Below are 20,211 nucleotides of genomic sequence, written 5' to 3'. Positions count from 1 at the left end.
CTATTTTGTAAAGACACTAACTTTATAGTCTGAGTTCTTACATTATTGTTCAGGTACCAACTTTAATTGTTGTTCGTTGAACATAAAGTTCTAGACTGCCGCTGCTGTTTCAGCCTGTTATTGAACTAACATTCTCCAGTTAGCGTAACGGTTAGTTAATCGAACTCTCAGGTAACATTTGATTTCGACGGAAAGTGATTGTTCCTAATGTTAAATCAACAGAAACTCTACTACTTCAGCCTTCAGCGTTTCGTGAAATTGCACGCGATCAAAGCCAGGCGGGTCTTGCGAGGGGGGGAAAGCTGGTGAAATCATCTCAGCCGGGAAAGGAGTCAGGAAGGAATAATGTCCGGCATTCTCCACCGTCCGATAGCGAATCATTTGCGGTTCAGCAACACTATTCATGATGATCTGTGCGTGAAAAGGAGGTGTGTAAGGGTCTTGCTCGGCATCCAACATGAGAATGGGGAGCCGAACGTTGCTTAATGCTCCCTCATTACGGAACCAAACGGACGCCGGGGCTAGCAAAATCAGGGACCGGATGCGTGAATCATAAGGAACATCGATCTGCTGCGGCTTCCCATCCGGGCTCTCAGTAGGGAAGGAGGTCGGGATGCCGCCAGCTGCTGCAAGCGCGGTGTCCCCCCCCATGGAATGCCCGATGACCGAATGGCCTCCCGGCTGGAGAAGCCCCTTAAACCTCTCATCTTCAAAAAACCAGTCGGCTGCCATGCGAAGGTGCCGGGGGCGATAGGTGAGGTTTTGGACAGTACCTTCCAAACTATTATCGTTGCGGTTATTGAATGGATGTTCGAGCAGGCCAACGATAAAGCCGCTGCGCGCCAAATGCCGAGCGAGCGACCGGTACACAAGCGGTGAACCGCCTGTACCGTGTGAAATGAGGACCATCCTAAATTCCCCATCCAACGGCGCTGCATCTCTGGCCACCTCCAACGAGTACGGTCCCATCCTATCAGTCTGTTCCGGTGCATCTGTCGGATACATCACGATCATGGGAACGGTCACCCTCAATGCGTTGTCGGTAATTTGTACCTCGCAGCAACCTGCATATACTTCAACAATGTCTTCTATTTTGTTCATCCTGATCTCTTCCTCTCCTTGAGCTACATACTCCTAATATGGCGAGCCAACGGGAATATATATGTCTACTACCGAATCCTCGTTCATCGGTCCTAGATATCGATGGTCATAACGCACAAACTCCGGGTATTTCGTACGAACGCTGCCTGACTGGGGTAACCATGTTTCATAAATGTACTGGACCGTATCGTTGAGTCTCGATAATGTCCCCTTATGAGTAAAAACCGCATAAGTTACCACTGGGAGCAGCTTAGCGACCATTCCCAAGGGAACTGCACTCTCCTCGCTAGCCACCTCGACACAAGCGATATACGTGATTTCCCATTGCCTACCTGTAAGTTCAATGACCGCATAAAATATGTCTTCCGTATCCGGCTTTCGCTCAATTTCAAACAAACGCTGCCTAAAGCTCCGCCATAGCTTTCCGACCTCGTCCGAATTGACACCCGGTATTGACATGCCGACCAGATTCAGCTTATTCAGGCAAACAAAAGCTGGCACTAGGGAAACGCTCTTATTCAAATGCTGTAGCCCCACTTCATCCAAAGGAAGCTTCTCCATTGCCCGGAACAGCGTGTCTTTCATGTCCCTTTGCTTTCGAAATTGTCCAGGCGAGATGGAGAACATTTTCCAAAAGGCTCGGGCGAAGGATTCCTGAGACTCGAATTGGTACAGGATGGCAATATCTATGATCCTTTGATTGGTATAAAATAAATCGTATGCTGCTTGTGTCAATCTCCGCTTGCGTATGTACTCCGAGACGGAGTTTCTCGTAACCGATAGGAAGATCCGGTGAAAATGGTACGGCGAATAGCCCGCAGCCTCCATAACCTTGTTGCTTAAGCTCTCTTCGGTCAGATGATCCTCAATATAGGTAATGGCCTTGATTACCAAATCCTTATAATCCACTTGAATACCTCCATATCGATATACTCACTTTACGACAGATGGAACGCTCTGTTTTGATATTTTTTGCGGAATTTCACTTTACTCAACAGCTAACACTACTTTCCAAGCATAGATAGTTTCCTGTTCAGTCACACTCTTCGGTTCGCAAAAAGAGCGACCTCTGGCAATTGCTCAGTCTCGCTGGTTTTACACAAATTTGCCCGTCCCTCGGTTAATGATGCATCGTTAGTCTAAAACTTTATTTTTTAGTCTATCATTAAATATTCCCACTAATATATTTACTAGAATTAGTATTTACAAAATAGTTTTTTATAGAACAAAAAAAGCGGCACAAAAAGAGGGATGCACCTTTCGTACACCTTGCTCTTCTTGTGCCGCATGGCTAGAAGCGATACCGTTACCGTCCATAATGGTTGACGACCGTAACTACTCCCATTTGAAATTTTCATAAAACCAGTTACTAACATTAATGTTCAGTTACTAACATTAATGTCTCTGAACAATCACCTGTTGGGTGAAATAAATCTGTGGAACTATTTCTGTTGATTTTATTGGGTTTACAGCAACACGTGATAAACACGAAAAAAAGAAAGTGTGGAACCACTAGAAATTATCATGGAAAGAATGTTGGAAACTATTACTAACTGAAAATTAGCAGTGAAAATCTTTAACTCCCTCATCTGTTATTCTCTCTTATCTTGAAAACAGATCAAAAATTTTGTGAGGTTTAGCCCATTCAAAGAATGCAATTTAGAAAGGCAGGGTCTTTAGTTCTTCCATGCACTTATCCTCTGTATATCCCATGTTTTCAAGGATCTTATTCTCTGCGATTTTTCGAAGTCCACCCACATATCTGCACAATACCATTTCCTGACGAGATGACACATCGATATTAAGAAAGCACTCTTTGACGATTTTCAGCTTTGTAACTGCATCATTATCATTTACACACCCGACAAAATTCCATGTTGCACTGGTAATATTACTATCTCTAAATGCATTTCTATATGGTTCATTTTTGTACCTATCGTCCTTATCTAGGATGTTAGCAAGAATTCTATCAGCTAAAATGGACTCTTCAACCAACATGGTTCTAGCAGGTCTTTCCTCCCAATGATGGTTTCCAACACCTAACCCACGATCTGTTCTAACGCTATTTGTCAGTTTTTTATGCACATACTTGATGATAATCTGCTGCCATTCTTCTGGATATTCATCAGCCGTAAAAGATGAAAAGTAATCATCCAATATATTACTTTCTAGAGAATAAGCAGAATCCAGATCATTTCGGAGTCTGTAATTGTCTTTTGTCATGACTCTATCATGCTGTTCCGCAATTACCTGCTCGACAGTATATTTCTTTTCTCCTGCACCAACTCCGTGCACATGAATATTCCTCATGATACTCAGCACGAATTTTTCTGCCTGGTCCCCCAGTTCTGAAACTATTTTTTTGAACTCCTCTTCTCTGTTGCTTTCATCCTCCGGTTTAAATGCTTCAAGCAATTTGACTTCTATATCTTCAAGAAACAGTTCTTCCGAAAGAATAATTTCATCGTCATCCATTGTGGGAAAAAGGATGCAGTGACTTGATGGATCTAAAACATCTAATTCTGTAGAAATAATGTTTCCTTTAAGATCATCAAACAATTTGCTGTACGCAGCCATATCTTTACGTATTGCTATTCGTGCGGCCTCAAATTTCTTCTTTGTATTAAGAATTCCTTCTTTCTTATACAAAAAGACTGCTTTACTAGTTGCAACGTCTGCTTTAATTTTTGTCACAATTCTCTTAATCGTCTCTGATTCAATACCATTATCTGGTTTTACTAAAAAAAAATAAATATCAGATTTAGCAATTATGGATGCCTCTACATTACCAGAAACGCCTGGTGTATCGATAATCTCAATGCTCCCGAGGCCACACTCTCTAAGAATCTCTTTACAAAAAAGACTCGGTTTTTGAAAAGTGTCAATATATGTGTTACTGTTTTTTCGATTCGGATATTTATTTTCTACTGTTCTTATTTCTCTTATGACACCCTCAATTTCAATCATTCTTTCAATATTATCCTGCCAATATGGTTGATCAACGAGGTCCGCAGCTTGAATATTATTCTATAGGATGTACATGCCTTCTTGTATTTGCTATCAAAAAATGTTCAAACAATGTACCTCTATATGACTATATTGTGCTGTAATATCGTTTCTATTAACGTCTTTAATTGTCCATGTTTGATACTTACCTATTTTAATATTGGGCGAATAAAAGAAAACAAATTGTTTAGGTGGTGAAGAAGAATTTATGCTTAAAGCTTCTTTATGTACTTTGATAATATCTTTTTTAAGTTTACTATTACCAGAAGGTTTTGTAGCTGTAAAAACCTCTGCTACTAACTGATTGCTTGTTGTCTTTAAATCAACGCCAGATTTACTTCCAATATTCACATCAAATGTATCAGTTGGTAAAACAATATTGCTTTCATAAAGAAATACTATAGCTTTAAATGTAATAATATATGTATAGGTTTGGTTAATTGTTTCAATAAAATTCTGTGGTTTTTTCGATATTGGATCCTTAAATATTTTCTTAAATCTAAGCTGATGTAATAGGGATGATGCCTTAATTTCTGATTTATTGTCGGAAGCTATGTTCCAAAGTGTTGCGTGTACTTGAAGTAAACTCTTTTCTAATTCAGTTATTTCATTAATTGCATTTTGTTTAGTAATGTTTTGCATATTATTCTCCCATCAGCACTTTGCATGTATTTCCTATAACGTTCCCGTGTTCACGACGTCCCACCACCCTAAAGGAACGAATTGACTGGCCGCGATGCGGTTGGGTGGTGCGGATGTGTCCCGGCAATTGCCTCCTCGACTTTCCTTCCGGAAACGAGGGGCGTATGCCCCGATGCGTGAACATATTGTTATAGGATGTTGCCTGCGTCTTAGAGCTACTCTAGTGATGTGTCCTTATTAATTTATTAATTTTATCTTTTATTAGTTTTTCCATTTCAATTACCATCTTCATTAGGGTTCATTATCTCAATAACATATCTCGCGAAACCTACTGTCCAAATATACTCCAGTTGATTTAATCATGCGTTCGAGTTACAACAAGGTGTTGTTATGGATATATCTTTGAAATTACTCAAACTGCAGAGTTCCATTTGATCAGACCACCATTCAGTTTCTAATTCCTTTAGGCAAAAATTACACTTAATCCCTTCAAAATTAGATCCAGAATCTATGAATGTTACTTCATCATACAGATGATCAATTAGTTCTTTGTTGGAAGTAACCATTCTTAAATAATTTTCAAGTTCAGTCCGCTCTTTAATTAGAGGTATACTTTTCTCATGGTTTGGTATTATTTTCATGATATAATCTGACATCGTGGACTCTCCTATTCTCCTTTTAGGCAATTTCCTATAACGTCAAATTTACGAACTTCATAAATTACTCTATATGCAGAATATTCGCGAGATTATTTAGCTATCCCTGCCCCATAGAAAAATAAAGAAGCTGTTCCACCCAATAATATATCCTGTGAAGTTCCTACTACCTTCAGAAAGAATATTCATGCTATATGGTAGGGTAAGACGAGGGATTACTCCCTCGGACTCCCCGTCAAACCGTGCATGCGGATTTCCCGCACACGGCTTTCCTTCGTCAGTTCCCCATCTTCAGGAGTGAGTTTCCTTCATCCGTCGCCGGATTGCCTATTTCACTCCTGAATTAGGAACGCGTGGTGAGTAAGCTTGTTAGAAATACCATTCCCGCTGATTCCAATACCTTGTTTGGAATCAACCGGTTTGACACCGTAGATTTCTTGTGGCGCATAAAGCCTCGCACCCTCATTCGCATCCATTTATCCAGACGTTCAAACTTTTTCTTTACATCTCCTATCCCAAAATAGTTTCCAAATCCTCGGATGATTTCGTTTAGTTTCTTGAGCATTCCCTCCAGGTTGGTTCCTTGTTGCCTTCGGGTTGCGTTTCGGATTTTGTCCTTATATTTCTTCATTTTCGCTTCCGGCAAGCCCACATAGTTCCTCCTGAAGTCAAATCCCAGAAAACGAAATCCTTCTTTAAAATTCACCACTTTGGTTTTCTCCGGGTGCATCCGTAATCGCAGGTCTTCTTCCAGGATCTTCTTTGCTACCAGATACGCCTCTTTCGCCTGCTCCTTGCTCTTGCACAGGATCACGGCATCGTCCGCGTACCTAACCACTGCAAATCCCTGCTTTTTCATGCCCCAGTCAAACGTATTCAGATAGATGTTTGCCAAGAGCGGCGAGATGACCCCGCCCTGGGGAGAACCGATTTCCGTTTCATGGAACTGATCATCTTCCATGATTCCAGCGGTTAGCCATCCGCGAATGAGCGTCAGCACTTTTCCGTCTGTGATTCTCTCCTGCACCTTTTCCATGAGTCCTTCGTGCGGGATTTCATCGAAGAAAGATACAATGTCTAGGTCTACTACATGTTCATATCCGTTACGTTTAGCCCGCCGGATGGTCCGTATGGCCTGATGCGCCGAGTATCCTGCCCGAAAGCCAAAGCTATAATAGTAAAAATCCTCTTGGAAAATAGGCTCAATGATTTGACGGACGGCTTGCTGACATACCCGGTCCCGGATCGTGGGAATGCCTAACGGCCTTAACTTCCCATTCTCCTTCTCGATGTAGTGTCGCCTCACGGGACTTGGAACGTAGCGCCCCTGCTGCAATAACCTCTGGAGTTCCCTTAGGTTCGTGCCCACATTCTTCTCGTACATTTCAATGCTGACGCCATCTACACCGCCACTTCCTTGATTCTTCTTCACCGACAGCCAGGCTTCGTACAGATTGTTCATTTGATAAACCTTATCGATTAAGGAATAATAACGTCTTTTCGGTTTCATTGGTGTTTCACCACCTTTACCGCTACTCACCAAGCTGGTCTTGTTTCCGCTACAAAGATCGATTCCTTACTTGTTCCATCCCGGCAACTGCGTGTTAGAAAAAAAAAAAATTCAATCGCTCCTGCTGCCTTGGATGTACTCAGGTCGCCAGTTTGCCTCATCCCCAAACGCTCTTTCGCTCTCGGCGGGACGTACCCTCTCGGTCAAACCCTCGCTGGTTTAAGACGTTTACGATCTCCACTCACGAACACTCACAGGCTTTGACGAAGCACGTTCCCTTCGCCTCTGTCTCTCCTCTTTTGGAGTGAGAGCAGGGTATGCGACACCACTTCTTTTTTTTTTTTTCTTCCTGGCTGCTCGCCTTCAAAAAAAAAAATTTTCCAGGCGCATACTCATCCGGGTTTTCTCCTCCAGTCTGTTACCAGCTTTCATCGGCCCGGATTTACTCACTACTACGAAACGATCCGCCATCTCGCAGCCCATCGATTCGGCTTTCCCTTTAAGGTTATACCTCCCCTACCTTGTCCGCGTTTACGTCAAGGAGACTACGAGACTTCCCTCAGTTATCTGCACCTTCTATTCCATCCATCCTGACCCTAATCACGTCGATGAGTCCTACAGGTCATTTCCCTTTGGTTGTTTTCCTGTAAGATATACGTTCTCGTATAGGCTTCCCCGTTTTGCGGGCGGGTCGCCCGACATCGCCGCCACCTCTGGTTCACTGCATTCCGGGCTGGACTTTGCCTGCAGGCCCTTCGGATTCTTCCTCACGGAAGACACCCTGCCTATCCGTGCAACCTTCGATTGCCGGATATCTGCTTCGGCTACGGCACTTTAAAGGGTAAAGTTACCGGGTGGATTTGAACCACCTAGATGATGCGACTGTGAGGCGCACCGCAAAAATAAGCCGTCCTCAAATGCAGGACGGCTCATGATGTTTAATATGTTTTTACACTTTAAACATTGGTTCTATACTTTCTTTGCTGGTTCCAAACTTTTTAATACCAAAAACTGTTCACAGAAAATAAAGTATTAGACTGAAAGTTTAGTCAATTACTTTGAGTGTCAGATCTGTAAACTAACGCTCATAAAAGTGTTTCATTGATGCAATTATTTAAAATTAATGATTGCTTAGTCCAATGTTCCTCAATGCTTTGTATGAAACCCGGACGGACAATTTTCGCTCTTTCAGATAAATATCCATTAGAATTATCCACTCTTAAATAAATCCCTTCTACCGGACCATCATATAATTTGGATTTTGTTCTAAGGAGAAGACCTTCAAGTACAGTCGGTGTTACAACAAAATCCCCGACAAAAGGAACTTCTGAAATTCCTGCTAAATTTAATTCTAAATGCCTCCGTTGCCTGCTTAAAAATTTATTTTCATTAATATCCCACATGTCAAATGCTAGAAACCAATCTGGTAATCGATCATAGTTTATGGTGTGTTTCGCATAGCACCATTCACCATATAGTATAAACCCCTTAACAAGAATATCAAATAAAGCATCTTCATGCTGCTGAATCCATCTATCTAAAATTTTAAACTGTGGATGGCTATTTGCCGTAATATAATTCCCTCTATTTTGAACTAATATTTCCCCCTCTTGAGATAATGAGAATCCAATATTAGCTCCGTCAACTTTTTCCTCTAGCACTATTGGTTGACCAAAGAAGAGTTCTCTTTTATTAGGAGAAACTAACTTATCAGTTCTTGAAAGATGACCACCATAATCAAATAAGTGATTAGTAGAAGTAAACTTAATGAAGTTATTCATATATGATTTCCTGTCAATAGTTGATGAACTCTAATTTTATTGGCAATTAAATCTTCTCTAGCATTTTCCCAGTCACTATCACAAGCATTAAATATAGGATTTGAAGGACAATTCAGATAAAGTGCTATCCATTTACGATCATTAGGTTCAAAAGGAACAACTCCACCACCTGCGAATCTTTGAAATATTTGAATACCTCCAGGTATAACAGCGCCTTCTGAATCATAGTTTAATTCTATCAATTCAAAGCGAAATTCATTTAAAATATATTTATTAAAAAGATCATGAGCATAACTTCCTTCTACCAAGTTACGTTTTAGTTCATAGTATACTGAGTTTCCTGGGACATTAGTATCAAAACTCGCTTGATCCATCACAACTTTTGCTGCGGAATTTTGTTTAATTGATTCGAGAAATTGCCTACAGATATCCATTGTCTCAGCGGAAAAATCACCTTCTTCTGAAGCAACCATCCATACATTTGTATCTATAATATAATTATTCATCGATTATTCCCTTTCAGCATTACTTTTGTTTTCAGAGGAAGCTAATTGTTTCTTTTTCCGAATAATCGCCTTCATAATTGCTTCTCTGTCAGAGGTTGTATCTCCAAAAAAATTAGTCGGCCAATTTGTTATTTTGCCTGTATCGTCTATCTTTAAATTATCAATCGATGATTTTCCTTGTGAATATTTCGAGAAATACAACTGAACATCTTTCTCTGTTAAATCATCTGGACCCCTTTCTGCAACTTTTCTTTGGAGACGTGTCAATAAATGCTCACTATGTGTCTCAACTATAAATTGTATATTTCTCTCACTAGAAACTTCAAAAAAGAACTCTCCTAATTTAGCCTGTACTGAAGGATGTAAATGTAACTCAGGTTGTTCTAAAATAATTATGCTTCCTTCAGGAACAAAGTAAGCAAGTACAACAATAGGCAGTACTTGAGACACTCCAATTCCAACATCAGCCACATTAACCTTAGTTAAACTACCTGGCACTGTTACAACTGCTTTATACTGTCTACCTCCTACATTTTTTATTTCAAAAGAATCTATAAGTCCCATCCTCTTTAACCATTCTCCTGTAGAATCTGATAAACTCATCGTCTTTTCTTTCTCAGCTTTCCTCCAAGAGCGTCGCTCAATTATATTAGCCAGGATTGCCTGTATTGCATTTTCTCCACTTCTTCCAACTCCGTCAGGTGAAGAGCCAGACCAAGCATATTCTCTTTTGGCTATTTGTCTTAGCGGCCCAATATAATGAATATCGCTTGCCAGTTTATCAACAGAATAACTTAAAGTATTTAATCCTGGAAACATTGAAGTTGCCTTAGATGGGAATCCATAAAACTTTACAGGAGCTAGTTCTCTAGTTACCCCAAGTTGTTCTATTTTCTTCCCCTCTATCTCAAGTTCATATCCGCCTTTAGTTGATCTCGTTAATTTTGCATTCTCTATAAGTTCTGGGTCCACAGTTTTAATATGAGGATCAACTAAAAATTCAAATTGTAGTTTAGTTACTCTTATCATATCTGTGATATATTTAAACTCTACATCAAGCTTCATTTCTTCATCTAATTGCTCATAGTTGTCTGGAGTCCACTCTAAATGCAACTTCAATGGATTTTTAACAACTTGGTGCTCATATACAATATCATCAAACAATCCTAATTCTACTAATGATTCAGCAGATCCAAGATGAAGAGGTTGAGCTCGATCAAAGCTTTCAGCAGTTTGTTTTATTAAAAGTAACATTTGGATAATAGAGGATTTCCCTGAACTATTTTCTCCAAAAAGAAGAGTTACTCTCCCTAACCTTATTGGTTTAAGTTCTTTCCAAGATTTAAAATTATCCATCCCAAGTGCTTTTATCAAACTATATTCACTCCTTAAATAGGTAAATTTTAATGTATTATTACTAACCTAATATTTATTATTTCCAACTATTATAAGGCTAAGCATTGTGAATTTTTGTATTATATTGAGCTTTTAAGAAAAAATGATTCAATAAAATCTTGCAACTCAGTAATAAATAATCAGCGTCTACTTGTTCAAATCAATTGCAAACTATCTTAGTGAATAATAATCTCTTTAATGGTTTATTCACAATACTCATACTTTTTAAGTTCATCCCTATTTTCCTTCAGCAACAATTGATTTAATTCTGCAAAAGACTCCAGTTTTTCAATCTTCTTAATTAAAGATTTCCGTTTTTTCTCATTTTCATTTTGAGTCTCTCCCCAAATATCATCAATGTACAAATCTTGAAGTATGAATGAATAAGGATCATCCTCTTGAAGTGCTGCAGAATTCTCCAGCCAATCCAATGTATCTGTGTCTGTTGCTGCTGATGCCGCCTGCTTGAAAACATATTTAAGCCAAACGCGTGCTGCTTCATCGATTCCATTTGCTATATCTAGCCACTTTTGAACTTCTTCAGGTACATTGTCTTTTGTTTTCTTTCTATTTCTAAAAAAGAAATGATGCTCATTTTCAGGATCAAGACGTTTTAAAGTTTGAAGAATCGGTTCAAAATTCATTAATGGTTTATTCTCTCCGGGCATGCCCGATCTGTGGTTCCATAATTTTAGTATAGTTGCAAAACAGCGTTCTTCTGCTTCCTTTTTTTCAATTCCGCTGGAGTTTTCAACGATGGTTATTTGATCAGCAATATAATGGGCCATCCATCGAGCAAGAGTATCTACTCCTGGGTCTAAATTCAGCTCATTGACTAACGCCTTTCCTAAGTTCATAGTACGTTTCTGTATCTCTGAGTCTTCCATCGGCTGAGAAGATAAATACTTTGCTACGCGGTGGTTTATATACATTTGCCTCTCCCCTCCTCATATATGACCTTTCTTTATGCTGCCTTCTAATTTGAACTTCAATTATTAATTCACTTTGAAATTCCTGACAGAGTCTTTTCAGAAAAGAAATTGAAGCGTTTAATCGATTCCCTTGGCGCATCGGCTCATCATCAAGACTATCACGAGTTAACGCCCAGATTTGGCATTTTACTGATGGTTTACTCTCATTGGCCCGAGTCCATTCTCGTTTCTCATAGTCTGCAGAAATCATCATTTTCTCTGCGATTGAATTACCGATTGTATATGGAGGGAAATCTACATTTGAAGAGTATGGATCAAACTCATCTAGATGCTTATACGCTTCTTCTTGTTCTATCCATCCCTTTAGTCTAAAAGGCTCTAAATCCACTTCCATTCTATCTTCTTCGTAATCTGGCAGCTTAAAGTCATGAGGATTTGAACATGTACTCAATGCGTTTAGTAGTGATTGGGCACCTTCTGTTGTTACGAGGGAACTTGTTATATAGAAACTTTCAACGCTCTCACTATCGCTATCTTCCCAGGATCCAAACACATTGAACCATATCTCTTCATCTCGTTGTTCACACAAGATACCATCGAGAAAATCATCATTTGTTACCTGCTCATGCCAATGAGGGTCTCTTGTGTTTACAAAGTTCCGTTTGTACAAAGGAATTGGATCTCTTCGGTCATATAACCAATAACCGTCATTTCGTGTAAGCGAGTGCCGATGTAACCACTCATTCCACACATCTTCCTCTTCATAGCTATCCGAATTATTAACAACAGGCATTGTCTCCAGCAATTTAGAAGCTACAGTAAGCATAGCGTGATATGACAGATAGAATTTGTAATCGTATACCCGTGGATATCCCCCTTGATGATAATAGGTGTTTTCCTGATCACTCGAAGATCTCCACATAGTATGGCGTGGGTCTTTTATATGGCCGCCGTCAAGTCCAATTTTCCATTGATTGATAACTACATCCGTTGCAAGATCCTCGACTTGCTTGCTTGAAATACCGAACACTCTTCCCAATGGTTCAAACCAGTAGCTATCGAAATCGTACCCATGATAAAAATCTAAATTTGTATCGATCTTCTTATTAGCATGCCAATAACTATCCCTTGTTTCTCCAAACCTTTCTAATTCCAGTTTGTTTAGCAGACTCTTTCCTACTTTATGAAATGATTCGATCACTTCTTTCGGATAAGTCCCCGGAAATGCATTCTCAATATTGAGGCCAATATCAGCTGCAGTTTTTTGAATAAGAATATGCAAAGAAAATTGTAAGGCGTGCTTATAGAAAATATTACTATAGGGTAATAATATTTTGGGATTATCGATTGATATTCGTACCAGTGAAATTAATAAATATTGTCTTGCATTTAAATTGTAAAATGGAAATGTATGCGATCCAAAAGAATCAACACTATCTTTTTCCATCCATTCTATTAATGAATCAATTTCTTCAATACACTGAGCATCTGCAAGTCTTCGAACACTATGGGCAGCGCGCCAGCGAATTGAAGCTTTTGGAGAACCTAAAGAAGACCAAATAAAACCTGTAAATGAACTTTTCATATCAACCGGCGGCATCAACCATTGGGACCACGGTCCATCACCATAATCTGGATCAATATGCAATTCAAATCTTGATAGTGCGAATTCAAGTAAATTGTTCGCTTCTTCTGTTGTAATAAATTCTGATGCTATTGTTACAAAGCCAAACAATGTTGTTGCATGAACTAAATCTCCATGACTTGTTAATCCCCCTATGATCCCCTTTTTTATATGAGGTATATTTTCATTCCCTAAATATAATCTTTCAGTAAAAAAGGATATTGACCCTCTTTGCAATAGATCTTCGGCAAATCTATTTCCCACTAATTGCATTATTTTAGGCCACTCTACTTGAATACTTATCTTGTGAAACCATTTTATTGGAATTAATGAAAGAGCATTATTAAGATCATATATATTTAATTCTTCTACCTTTATAAGCTCATTTAAAAACCTCTTCGCTTCATGATCAGAAATTCGATTATATACTTCACACCACAAAGATCCTTTATTTCGCAGTCTTTGAGGAATTCTATTATAACGAAGAGAAGCTTCATTTAGTCCATTTGAAGTTAACAAATCTAAATCATACAGTATCTCATTCCAGTCAGTAGTACTCTCATCTGAGCCAAAGTTTACCTGATGAGCGTCCTCAGTATTGACCGGTTTCTCTTCTCTATCAATTGTATATTGAGTATAGTTATTTACTTCGTCCAGTTGATTATTTTGTAAAGAATGCTTCTGGGCTATCGTATTAATCTTATTCCAAACCTCTCCACTGGCTCCATTTAGCCTAAGTTCTTTAATAACTGAGTTGATGATATACCTGCGAGAATCAACTGATGTTTCCTTATCAATACATTTCAATGAAAAATCCACAAGTTCAAACTCAGTCATAAAGGCTGACAATGACCATCCGATGCTAGGTGCAACATAACCCATTTCCACAATTTCTTCTGCCACCGCAACTAATTGACGATTAAAACGACCAATTTCTCGGTCTTGCCACCTGCTCAGTGCTGCAACTCCCATCTCAGGAGACATCCGAATGCATGTTCTAATCGCTTCATTTCTATTCCAGTGTTTTTCACGATACACATTCTCTCCTACAAGCTCAGCGCAACGTATAAATCTGTAAGCTAACTCAGAGGAAGTAAATTCATTAGCTTTTCTTCGATTTGCCAGGGAAATGACTGTCTCCCATCGTTCAACAATTTCATCTCCAAATTTTGAAACCGAATCAATGGCGAGATTGAAGTAAACCGCAGCATCATCCTTATTAACATTAATGATTGAACGCGCAAGATCAATATAATGCTTTGCTTTTTCCTCAGGACCAATATCTGTTGCAGAACAAATTGCACTGTAAGAGTATTGTTCAATATCCCTTTTCAGTTCATTCAAATGATCCAATCGAAATGCCGAACGAACTAATTTCAAATAATCAGGAAGAAACATACCCCTATTCTTTATATAGGTTTCATAGAATGTTTTGATAGACATCTGTCCAGAAAAGGTGTGAAACATTAAAATATCACAACATACTCTAGTTATATCCATAGGTAAACTATCATGGTCTCTATATCGACTGGAAGTCGCTGATCCTGATCTCTTACTAACTTCTCCTATTTCTTTTTCAAATTCTAAAACATTCTTAGCTATAATACGTGCCCTTAATAAATGCCATGGTAACAGCCCACCAATAACCTGATCTATCTCCTTTATCTTTTGTTCGTTTTCATAATTCCTATCCTGAACTTGAAGTTCTTTTGGGAGCCATTCATTTATTCTAAATTCAAATTCTGAAAGTAAAACTTTTTTCAATGCCCAAGCACGCATTAAAACTGCGCGATCTTTATTGTTAAAGTCGCTTGTAATAGAGCTTGAAGCTGTTTGAGGATAATAATGATTAAGAACCCTAATAATGTTCTCTTTAGGTAATTTATTTGCAGCACAAGATTCAAGGAAAGAGATAAGAGATTGAAGCGTTGTATCTTGGAAAGAACTTTGTTTTATTCTAATCCTAGCTCGCTTGGTCGTAAGTAAATCGAGGCAAGTTGAGAGCACACTAGAGTCAGGAATATGTCCGATGCTTAAGAACTCATGAGCAAATGCAATGACTAGATATTGGTTGCGTGTCCCTAGCTTTGCAAATTGTGTTGCAGTAGATAGTTCTCCCAGATCTACTAGCCTTTTAAACAGATGCCGGGAAACATCATAAATAATTTCAGGAGGGCTCCAACCAACAAGATATTTAAAGGCTTTTTTAACCCCGTGTACATTAAGATGTGTGAAAACTAGTTCCATAATCTCTTCGTTCTTTAATAGTTCATGATGAAAAGGTGCTTCCTTTTGTTGTTCTTCTCTATCTTGAAAGTATAAATTCAGCCAGTTTTCTGCGGCTCTGAGAAAGCTTCTGGCTTCGCCTTTAAAGTTTTTCACAGTGGATAGCAGCGCTGCAGAGTAAACACTTTCTGAACCTCTCCAGGAACCACCAAACAAACGACGAAATGCAAATTCTTGTACACGCTGTTCATCTTGTAGCGGCGCAATTAAATCAACATTATTTGTTAGAAGTTCCATTTGTCGTTTGTCGCCCGCTACCTCCTCACCAGCTCTTAAAGCTAGCTTTATTGCTTCTACATAGTTTCCTTGTTTCAATGCAGCCTTAAAGGCAAATTGGAGACGGTAAACCCGCACATTACGCTTATCAATAAGATTGTCAGGAAGATAATTATCTGACAATGCCAAATCGATAAGATCAGCATTTTTCTCCGCTTGTAGTAAGAGAGAAGGCAGTGCAGAAGCTACATATGAGTTCTCGCTAGCTAATGCTTTAATTTGATTAATAAAGAACTCTATCTGCTCTTTATTTGCTGCGTAATTCTGCCTAAACCACGTTTCGGCAGGCTCATCTCTAAACTGAACTGCGTCTTCAGAAAGCCATAAAGGACGTCCTATATCAGCGACAAAACTTCTTATAGTGGATTCCTCAACATCAGCGGCCCTTGATAACACATGCAATGGAATAAACGGTGGTAAAGTTGCAAGCCCGATACAGATGGAATCAATTTGTTTTCTGTAATTATCGTAGAGTTTATCTTTAATTAGATCAACTGCTGACATTAGTTGTCTCTCTATCTGTTCATCAACAGTAGCTCCAATATTACCAAGACTAGCGAACATTTCAGTAATGTTACCTGCATCGATACTTAATGCATTTGATTGTACACGAGGATTTCCACTGGTAAGCCTATGGAATTCACTCCCATCCTCTACAGAAGATTGCGGATAATTTGTTCGTAGATAATGAAGAGATTCCTCCTCTGAAAATGGTTTCAACTCAATCTGTTTAATGTTGCTTTGTGGTTGGAGCAAAGGAATTCGCTCAGTCCTACAAAGGGCAACTATTTTAACACACTCGATTATATGTTCACGAAGGAGTTCATGGACAAAGCAATTATCATTAAACTCTGCCGCGGCCATTTCAGCATTATCAGCTGCATCAATCAGAATTACTAGAGTTGCATCACTATTTGTTTTTTTCAGGGAAGTTACTGCAGTTTCTAATCGCTCAAGAAACTTTCTTAATATATCTGTTTCTGATGCTCCTGAATTCACAAGTAATGGATCACACAGGCCATTTGTAGCCAATTCATTGACAACTTGAACAAATGCCTGGCGATGGTGATATCTTAATTCACTTCGATTACGATAGCGCCCCCCGCCAAAGCAATCATAAATAACACCAAAAGAACCAGCGGGTAATGCATGGATCACTTCACGAGCAAATGCTGTTTTGCCAACACCCCCTGAAGCATGGATAATCAAAGGTTCAACTGAAAATAAAATAATATTCCGAAGGGTAATGTATTGTTCTCTTTGCACAACGTTTTTTAATGTTTCAAACTCTGGAGGGGCTGGAAAAAGGTCTCTTTCAGAGGTAACGCCAAATTTTGCAAGTAACTCCTCCCGAAAAATCACACCATCCGAATCAGGTAAAGCCTTATCTCGGACCAAGGCAGTAATATTCTCTAACTCTGGGTTATCAATGCTGCCGGCAATCAATTGTGATACTTCTATATGAAGTTGATGCTTCTGAGCATTATAATCCCCTTCACCATCTGCAAATCTAAGACATACACAAAACTTTTTTAAATCCTCATCAAATAACTGTGTATATTTCGAAAGCGTATTTGTATACGGAGATTTGACCTGTTTGCCTGTTGATAAAGAGTTTACGATATCTTTTAAATTTTGATTTATGGGCCTATTCGTAACAACAGTAAAGGTGACTTTATCAGCTGTTGTTGTGTTCGTAGTGAATTCCTTGAATCTTGCTGAAAAGCCCTCAAAAGTTTCCTTGAGATCACTCAGGTTAAATGGATTATTCTTATGTACAGTAGTATGTTTTAATTGATAATAAGCCACATCCCGGAATCCTTCTTTTGTTAGAGAATCCGAGTACTCAGCAACATCAATTACATACTCCCCCGCCATTTTTCTTTCTCTAGATCCTTCAATCACAACATACATCATTTGAGTTTTAGGATGAATTAAACGAAGACAGCGCCGAGCTGCCCACCGATAGTGAAAAGTATCACCAGCTCTTGAATATCTAACAAGTTCATTTTCCATGAGTCATTCCCTCCTGAACTAAGATCAATTCAGTTCATCGTTGCGTCCGATATTTATGCGGAATATCTTTTCTCTCGCGCATTCACGAGCGCTAGCTCAAAGTTATATCTTCGTTACGGAAGCCAAATTCATCAACCTTATATCTGAGGGTATCAAATTAACTGAAGCCTATGATTAAGTGTCCAACTATTTCCGATTTTGGTGGCAGTGCCAATTAAAAAAAATCCGCACCTACTTATTCATCCATTCCATAAACACTATTTCTGGACAATGCCACTCATTAATTACCTGTTATATATAAATCATCCCCAATTATCGTACCTGGTGATTCTGTTGTTGTTGCTACAACAATCTCTTAGTCTCTACTGAGCATCTTGCATTTTCAAACTATCATGTAATTCATTCCAGGTGACAAATTCCACCCCTACGTCCTCATAAAAACAATAGTAATTTGATCTAATAGTTACAAGAACTGATTTCACTGTATAGTTTATATCTTGATCACCACCAATAAAGGCAATAACAGCATCAAGATTTTCTTCTACTGCATCCTGTCTATTCATCATTTTTCTAACAATTTCATCATTAACTAATTTCCTCTTATCACTGTATAGCATCTCTTTAAATGAAACTGCAGGTTTGAAAAATTTCAGCTCATATAGTATTACTTCGTGATTTTCAAGATTTATTGCCATTGCATCTATATCTCCTAAATTCATACCATCTTTTTTCTTTAGAATATTCTTTTTATCGTACCCCAAAATATTATTTATTTCGGCTCGAACAATCTGTTTGCCATTTTTCATTTCAGTCGGAACTATATACTTTGATTGACTTAATGATTCTGTTAATTTAAAAGCAAACAAACTACTCAGTTTAGTCTGCGATTTTTTGAAAGCAGAAGTCAAACTTGCTTTATCATTGTACATGGTTAAAAAATGCCCTGAAATCACTAACTTTTCGAATATTGAAATATTTTGAATTAAGTCAATTTCGCCAAATACAATAAAATCACCCACTTCATAAATACTTCTTAATTCATAGTGACTATCCGAAGGAGAAGATATATACTTAGGTATTTTGTTTATTGAAAAAAGATCAATGGATGCTTCAATAAAATTCCCATCTCTTTTTTGATTTATAAGTTTATCTTTTCTAGTTATTTTTACGGGTAATATGTTATCGCTTTTTCCTAGCATCAAGGCTTTTGTATTAAAAACTTCTTTAAGGTCTTTGAATGTTACTCCGAATTGTTTTTTCACTTCTTCCACTATATCTTCTCTAATTTCTTCATATATAATTCCTCGGTTAGTCAGTTCCATTTTTAATTCTATATTTTGAATAAATAAGTCTTCCGGCTTTTCACTGATTCCATCATTTAAATATCTATCAAAATATTTATTCATTGATTCATCTTCATAAAATGTAAAAGCCATTTCCATCAAACTATCAGTATGCTTTAAAAATTTATATTTATCATAGTTATCCCTTAGCATCATTAAAACTCTTGCATACACCAAAGCAGTTATAAAACCATAATATCCATGATCTAATGTTTCAATAGGCGCTCCCATAAAAGATTCATCATCAATTAACATAATCTCGCGTTGCAAAAGAACAGCCATGGAATATTCGTTTTGTATACTCCAATGGTCAGAATCCTTCGGGTTTAACATACTGGTCCGGCATGCTTCTTTAATAGACAAAGTCGCTACAACTAAATCATCTTTATGGTAGAAGGATAATACTAAATTAATTTCATCGAGAATTGACTGATCCAGGATCTCTACTTGTTCCGAAAAATCCTTTGCAGGAAAATTTTCCTGTATAACTTTAATCATTTGGGCAACCCTAATCTTAACATTTCTCCAGGTATAGTTATCAAAATTCACTTCGAGTGATTTTACCCATTGCATATATCCAAAATTGCTAGCACGCGCAAGAAATGATCCCTCTTCGCACTTTTTGCAAACGAGTCCATTGGGAGTAGACCGAATCTTCTTCCCACAAAATTCACACTGCATATAAGCATCCTCCTTAGTTAAAAACTTCAAAAATTCAGCTTTTTAAATATAAATAGTTCTAACATCCATATTAATATTTCCCCGTTTTGTAGCATGGTCTGAAATGCTTATGAAAAATCAGGGTTAAAATTTACAGTCATATGAATACCTGGGCAGTCTTCACCCAAATTTTTATTTATTCCTTTTTATTTCCACGGATTTAAACTTCTTTCTGTTATATTCGACACGTTCCATTATTTCCCTACATAATATCTGTGCGTGCTATAAACTTTCAACCGTTAGACTCGTATGTGGCTCTAATAAGCACTCGTTCAAGCATTTAACGTAAACTTACAAACAACAGAAAAAAGCCGCCTCGAGTCTTGAGACGGCACTAAATTTGCTAAGCGGCTTTAAACCTCTCGTTTTCCTCATTTTACTGAGGTAATAACTCCTGCATTTTCTTTTTCTGTTTGT

12 protein-coding genes are annotated in these 20,211 nt (G+C 38.2%); all 12 read right to left on the bottom strand.

The window, feature by feature from the left end; translation table 11 throughout:
* Positions 1-210: 210 nt before the first annotated feature.
* The 12 genes from MKZ24_RS08625 to MKZ24_RS08570 all read right to left on the bottom strand — a co-directional run bounded on the left by MKZ24_RS08625 (position 211) and on the right by MKZ24_RS08570 (position 19,755).
* Positions 211-1,101 (bottom strand): alpha/beta hydrolase family protein, encoded by an 891-nt coding sequence (locus tag MKZ24_RS08625; protein WP_340782114.1) that lies wholly within the window; start codon positions 1,099-1,101, stop codon positions 211-213.
* Positions 1,102-1,134: 33 nt separating this feature from the next.
* Complete coding sequence (locus MKZ24_RS08620; protein ID WP_042239881.1) at positions 1,135-2,010, bottom strand: GyrI-like domain-containing protein; 876 nt, start codon at positions 2,008-2,010, stop codon at positions 1,135-1,137.
* A gap of 750 nt (positions 2,011-2,760) precedes the next feature.
* Positions 2,761-4,068, bottom strand: a complete 1,308-nt coding sequence (locus tag MKZ24_RS08615) for a hypothetical protein (protein ID WP_235218419.1) — start codon at positions 4,066-4,068, stop codon at positions 2,761-2,763.
* Positions 4,069-4,161: 93 nt separating this feature from the next.
* Positions 4,162-4,749 (bottom strand): hypothetical protein, encoded by a 588-nt coding sequence (locus tag MKZ24_RS08610; protein ID WP_036694846.1) that lies wholly within the window; start codon positions 4,747-4,749, stop codon positions 4,162-4,164.
* A gap of 359 nt (positions 4,750-5,108) precedes the next feature.
* Positions 5,109-5,405 (bottom strand): hypothetical protein, encoded by a 297-nt coding sequence (locus MKZ24_RS08605; protein ID WP_340782111.1) that lies wholly within the window; start codon positions 5,403-5,405, stop codon positions 5,109-5,111.
* 343 nt (positions 5,406-5,748) lie between these two features.
* The gene (gene ltrA, locus MKZ24_RS08600) at positions 5,749-6,915 is read right to left on the bottom strand and encodes a group II intron reverse transcriptase/maturase (RefSeq protein WP_340782110.1); all 1,167 of its coding nucleotides are present in this window, start codon (positions 6,913-6,915) and stop codon (positions 5,749-5,751) included.
* Positions 6,916-8,000: 1,085 nt separating this feature from the next.
* Entirely contained in the window at positions 8,001-8,696 is a 696-nt protein-coding gene (locus MKZ24_RS08595) for an RNA ligase family protein (protein ID WP_036694845.1), read from the bottom strand.
* Positions 8,693-9,202: a hypothetical protein gene (locus tag MKZ24_RS08590; RefSeq protein ID WP_340782105.1), complete on the bottom strand. Its 510-nt coding sequence runs from the start codon at positions 9,200-9,202 to the stop codon at positions 8,693-8,695. The genes MKZ24_RS08595 and MKZ24_RS08590 overlap by 4 nt, the downstream gene beginning before the upstream one ends.
* A gap of 3 nt (positions 9,203-9,205) precedes the next feature.
* A complete protein-coding gene (locus MKZ24_RS08585; RefSeq protein ID WP_051493436.1) occupies positions 9,206-10,576 on the bottom strand; it encodes an AAA family ATPase in 1,371 nt (456 codons plus the stop codon).
* Between the two features lie 224 nt (positions 10,577-10,800).
* A complete protein-coding gene (locus MKZ24_RS08580; protein WP_156949622.1) occupies positions 10,801-11,529 on the bottom strand; it encodes a hypothetical protein in 729 nt (242 codons plus the stop codon).
* Entirely contained in the window at positions 11,426-17,731 is a 6,306-nt protein-coding gene (locus MKZ24_RS08575) for an ATP-binding protein (protein WP_340782102.1), read from the bottom strand. Before MKZ24_RS08575 ends, MKZ24_RS08580 begins: the two co-directional genes overlap by 104 nt.
* A 362-nt stretch (positions 17,732-18,093) precedes the next feature.
* Complete coding sequence (locus tag MKZ24_RS08570; RefSeq protein WP_036694839.1) at positions 18,094-19,755, bottom strand: hypothetical protein; 1,662 nt, start codon at positions 19,753-19,755, stop codon at positions 18,094-18,096.
* Between the last annotated feature and the right edge of the window lie 456 nt (positions 19,756-20,211).

The organism is Paenibacillus sp. FSL R7-0297, from assembly GCF_038009025.1.
In the GTDB taxonomy this organism is placed as follows: Bacteria; Bacillota; Bacilli; order Paenibacillales; family Paenibacillaceae; genus Paenibacillus_AQ.
Note: the sequence above shows the minus strand (reverse complement) of the source record. Positions and strands in the feature narration are given on the sequence as shown.

What these genes read in the sequence shown, in the direction of transcription:
- MKZ24_RS08625 (WP_340782114.1), bottom strand. Translation starts at nt 1,101, where the DNA reads ATGAACAAAATAGAAGACATTGTTGAAGTATATGCAGGTTGCTGCGAG.
- MKZ24_RS08615 (WP_235218419.1), bottom strand. Translation starts at nt 4,068, where the DNA reads ATGATTGAAATTGAGGGTGTCATAAGAGAAATAAGAACAGTAGAAAAT.
- MKZ24_RS08610 (WP_036694846.1), bottom strand. Translation starts at nt 4,749, where the DNA reads ATGCAAAACATTACTAAACAAAATGCAATTAATGAAATAACTGAATTA.
- MKZ24_RS08605 (WP_340782111.1), bottom strand. Translation starts at nt 5,405, where the DNA reads ATGTCAGATTATATCATGAAAATAATACCAAACCATGAGAAAAGTATA.
- ltrA (WP_340782110.1), bottom strand. Translation starts at nt 6,915, where the DNA reads ATGAAACCGAAAAGACGTTATTATTCCTTAATCGATAAGGTTTATCAA.
- MKZ24_RS08595 (WP_036694845.1), bottom strand. Translation starts at nt 8,696, where the DNA reads ATGAATAACTTCATTAAGTTTACTTCTACTAATCACTTATTTGATTAT.
- MKZ24_RS08590 (WP_340782105.1), bottom strand. Translation starts at nt 9,202, where the DNA reads ATGAATAATTATATTATAGATACAAATGTATGGATGGTTGCTTCAGAA.
- MKZ24_RS08580 (WP_156949622.1), bottom strand. Translation starts at nt 11,529, where the DNA reads ATGTATATAAACCACCGCGTAGCAAAGTATTTATCTTCTCAGCCGATG.
- MKZ24_RS08575 (WP_340782102.1), bottom strand. Translation starts at nt 17,731, where the DNA reads ATGGAAAATGAACTTGTTAGATATTCAAGAGCTGGTGATACTTTTCAC.
- MKZ24_RS08570 (WP_036694839.1), bottom strand. Translation starts at nt 19,755, where the DNA reads ATGCAGTGTGAATTTTGTGGGAAGAAGATTCGGTCTACTCCCAATGGA.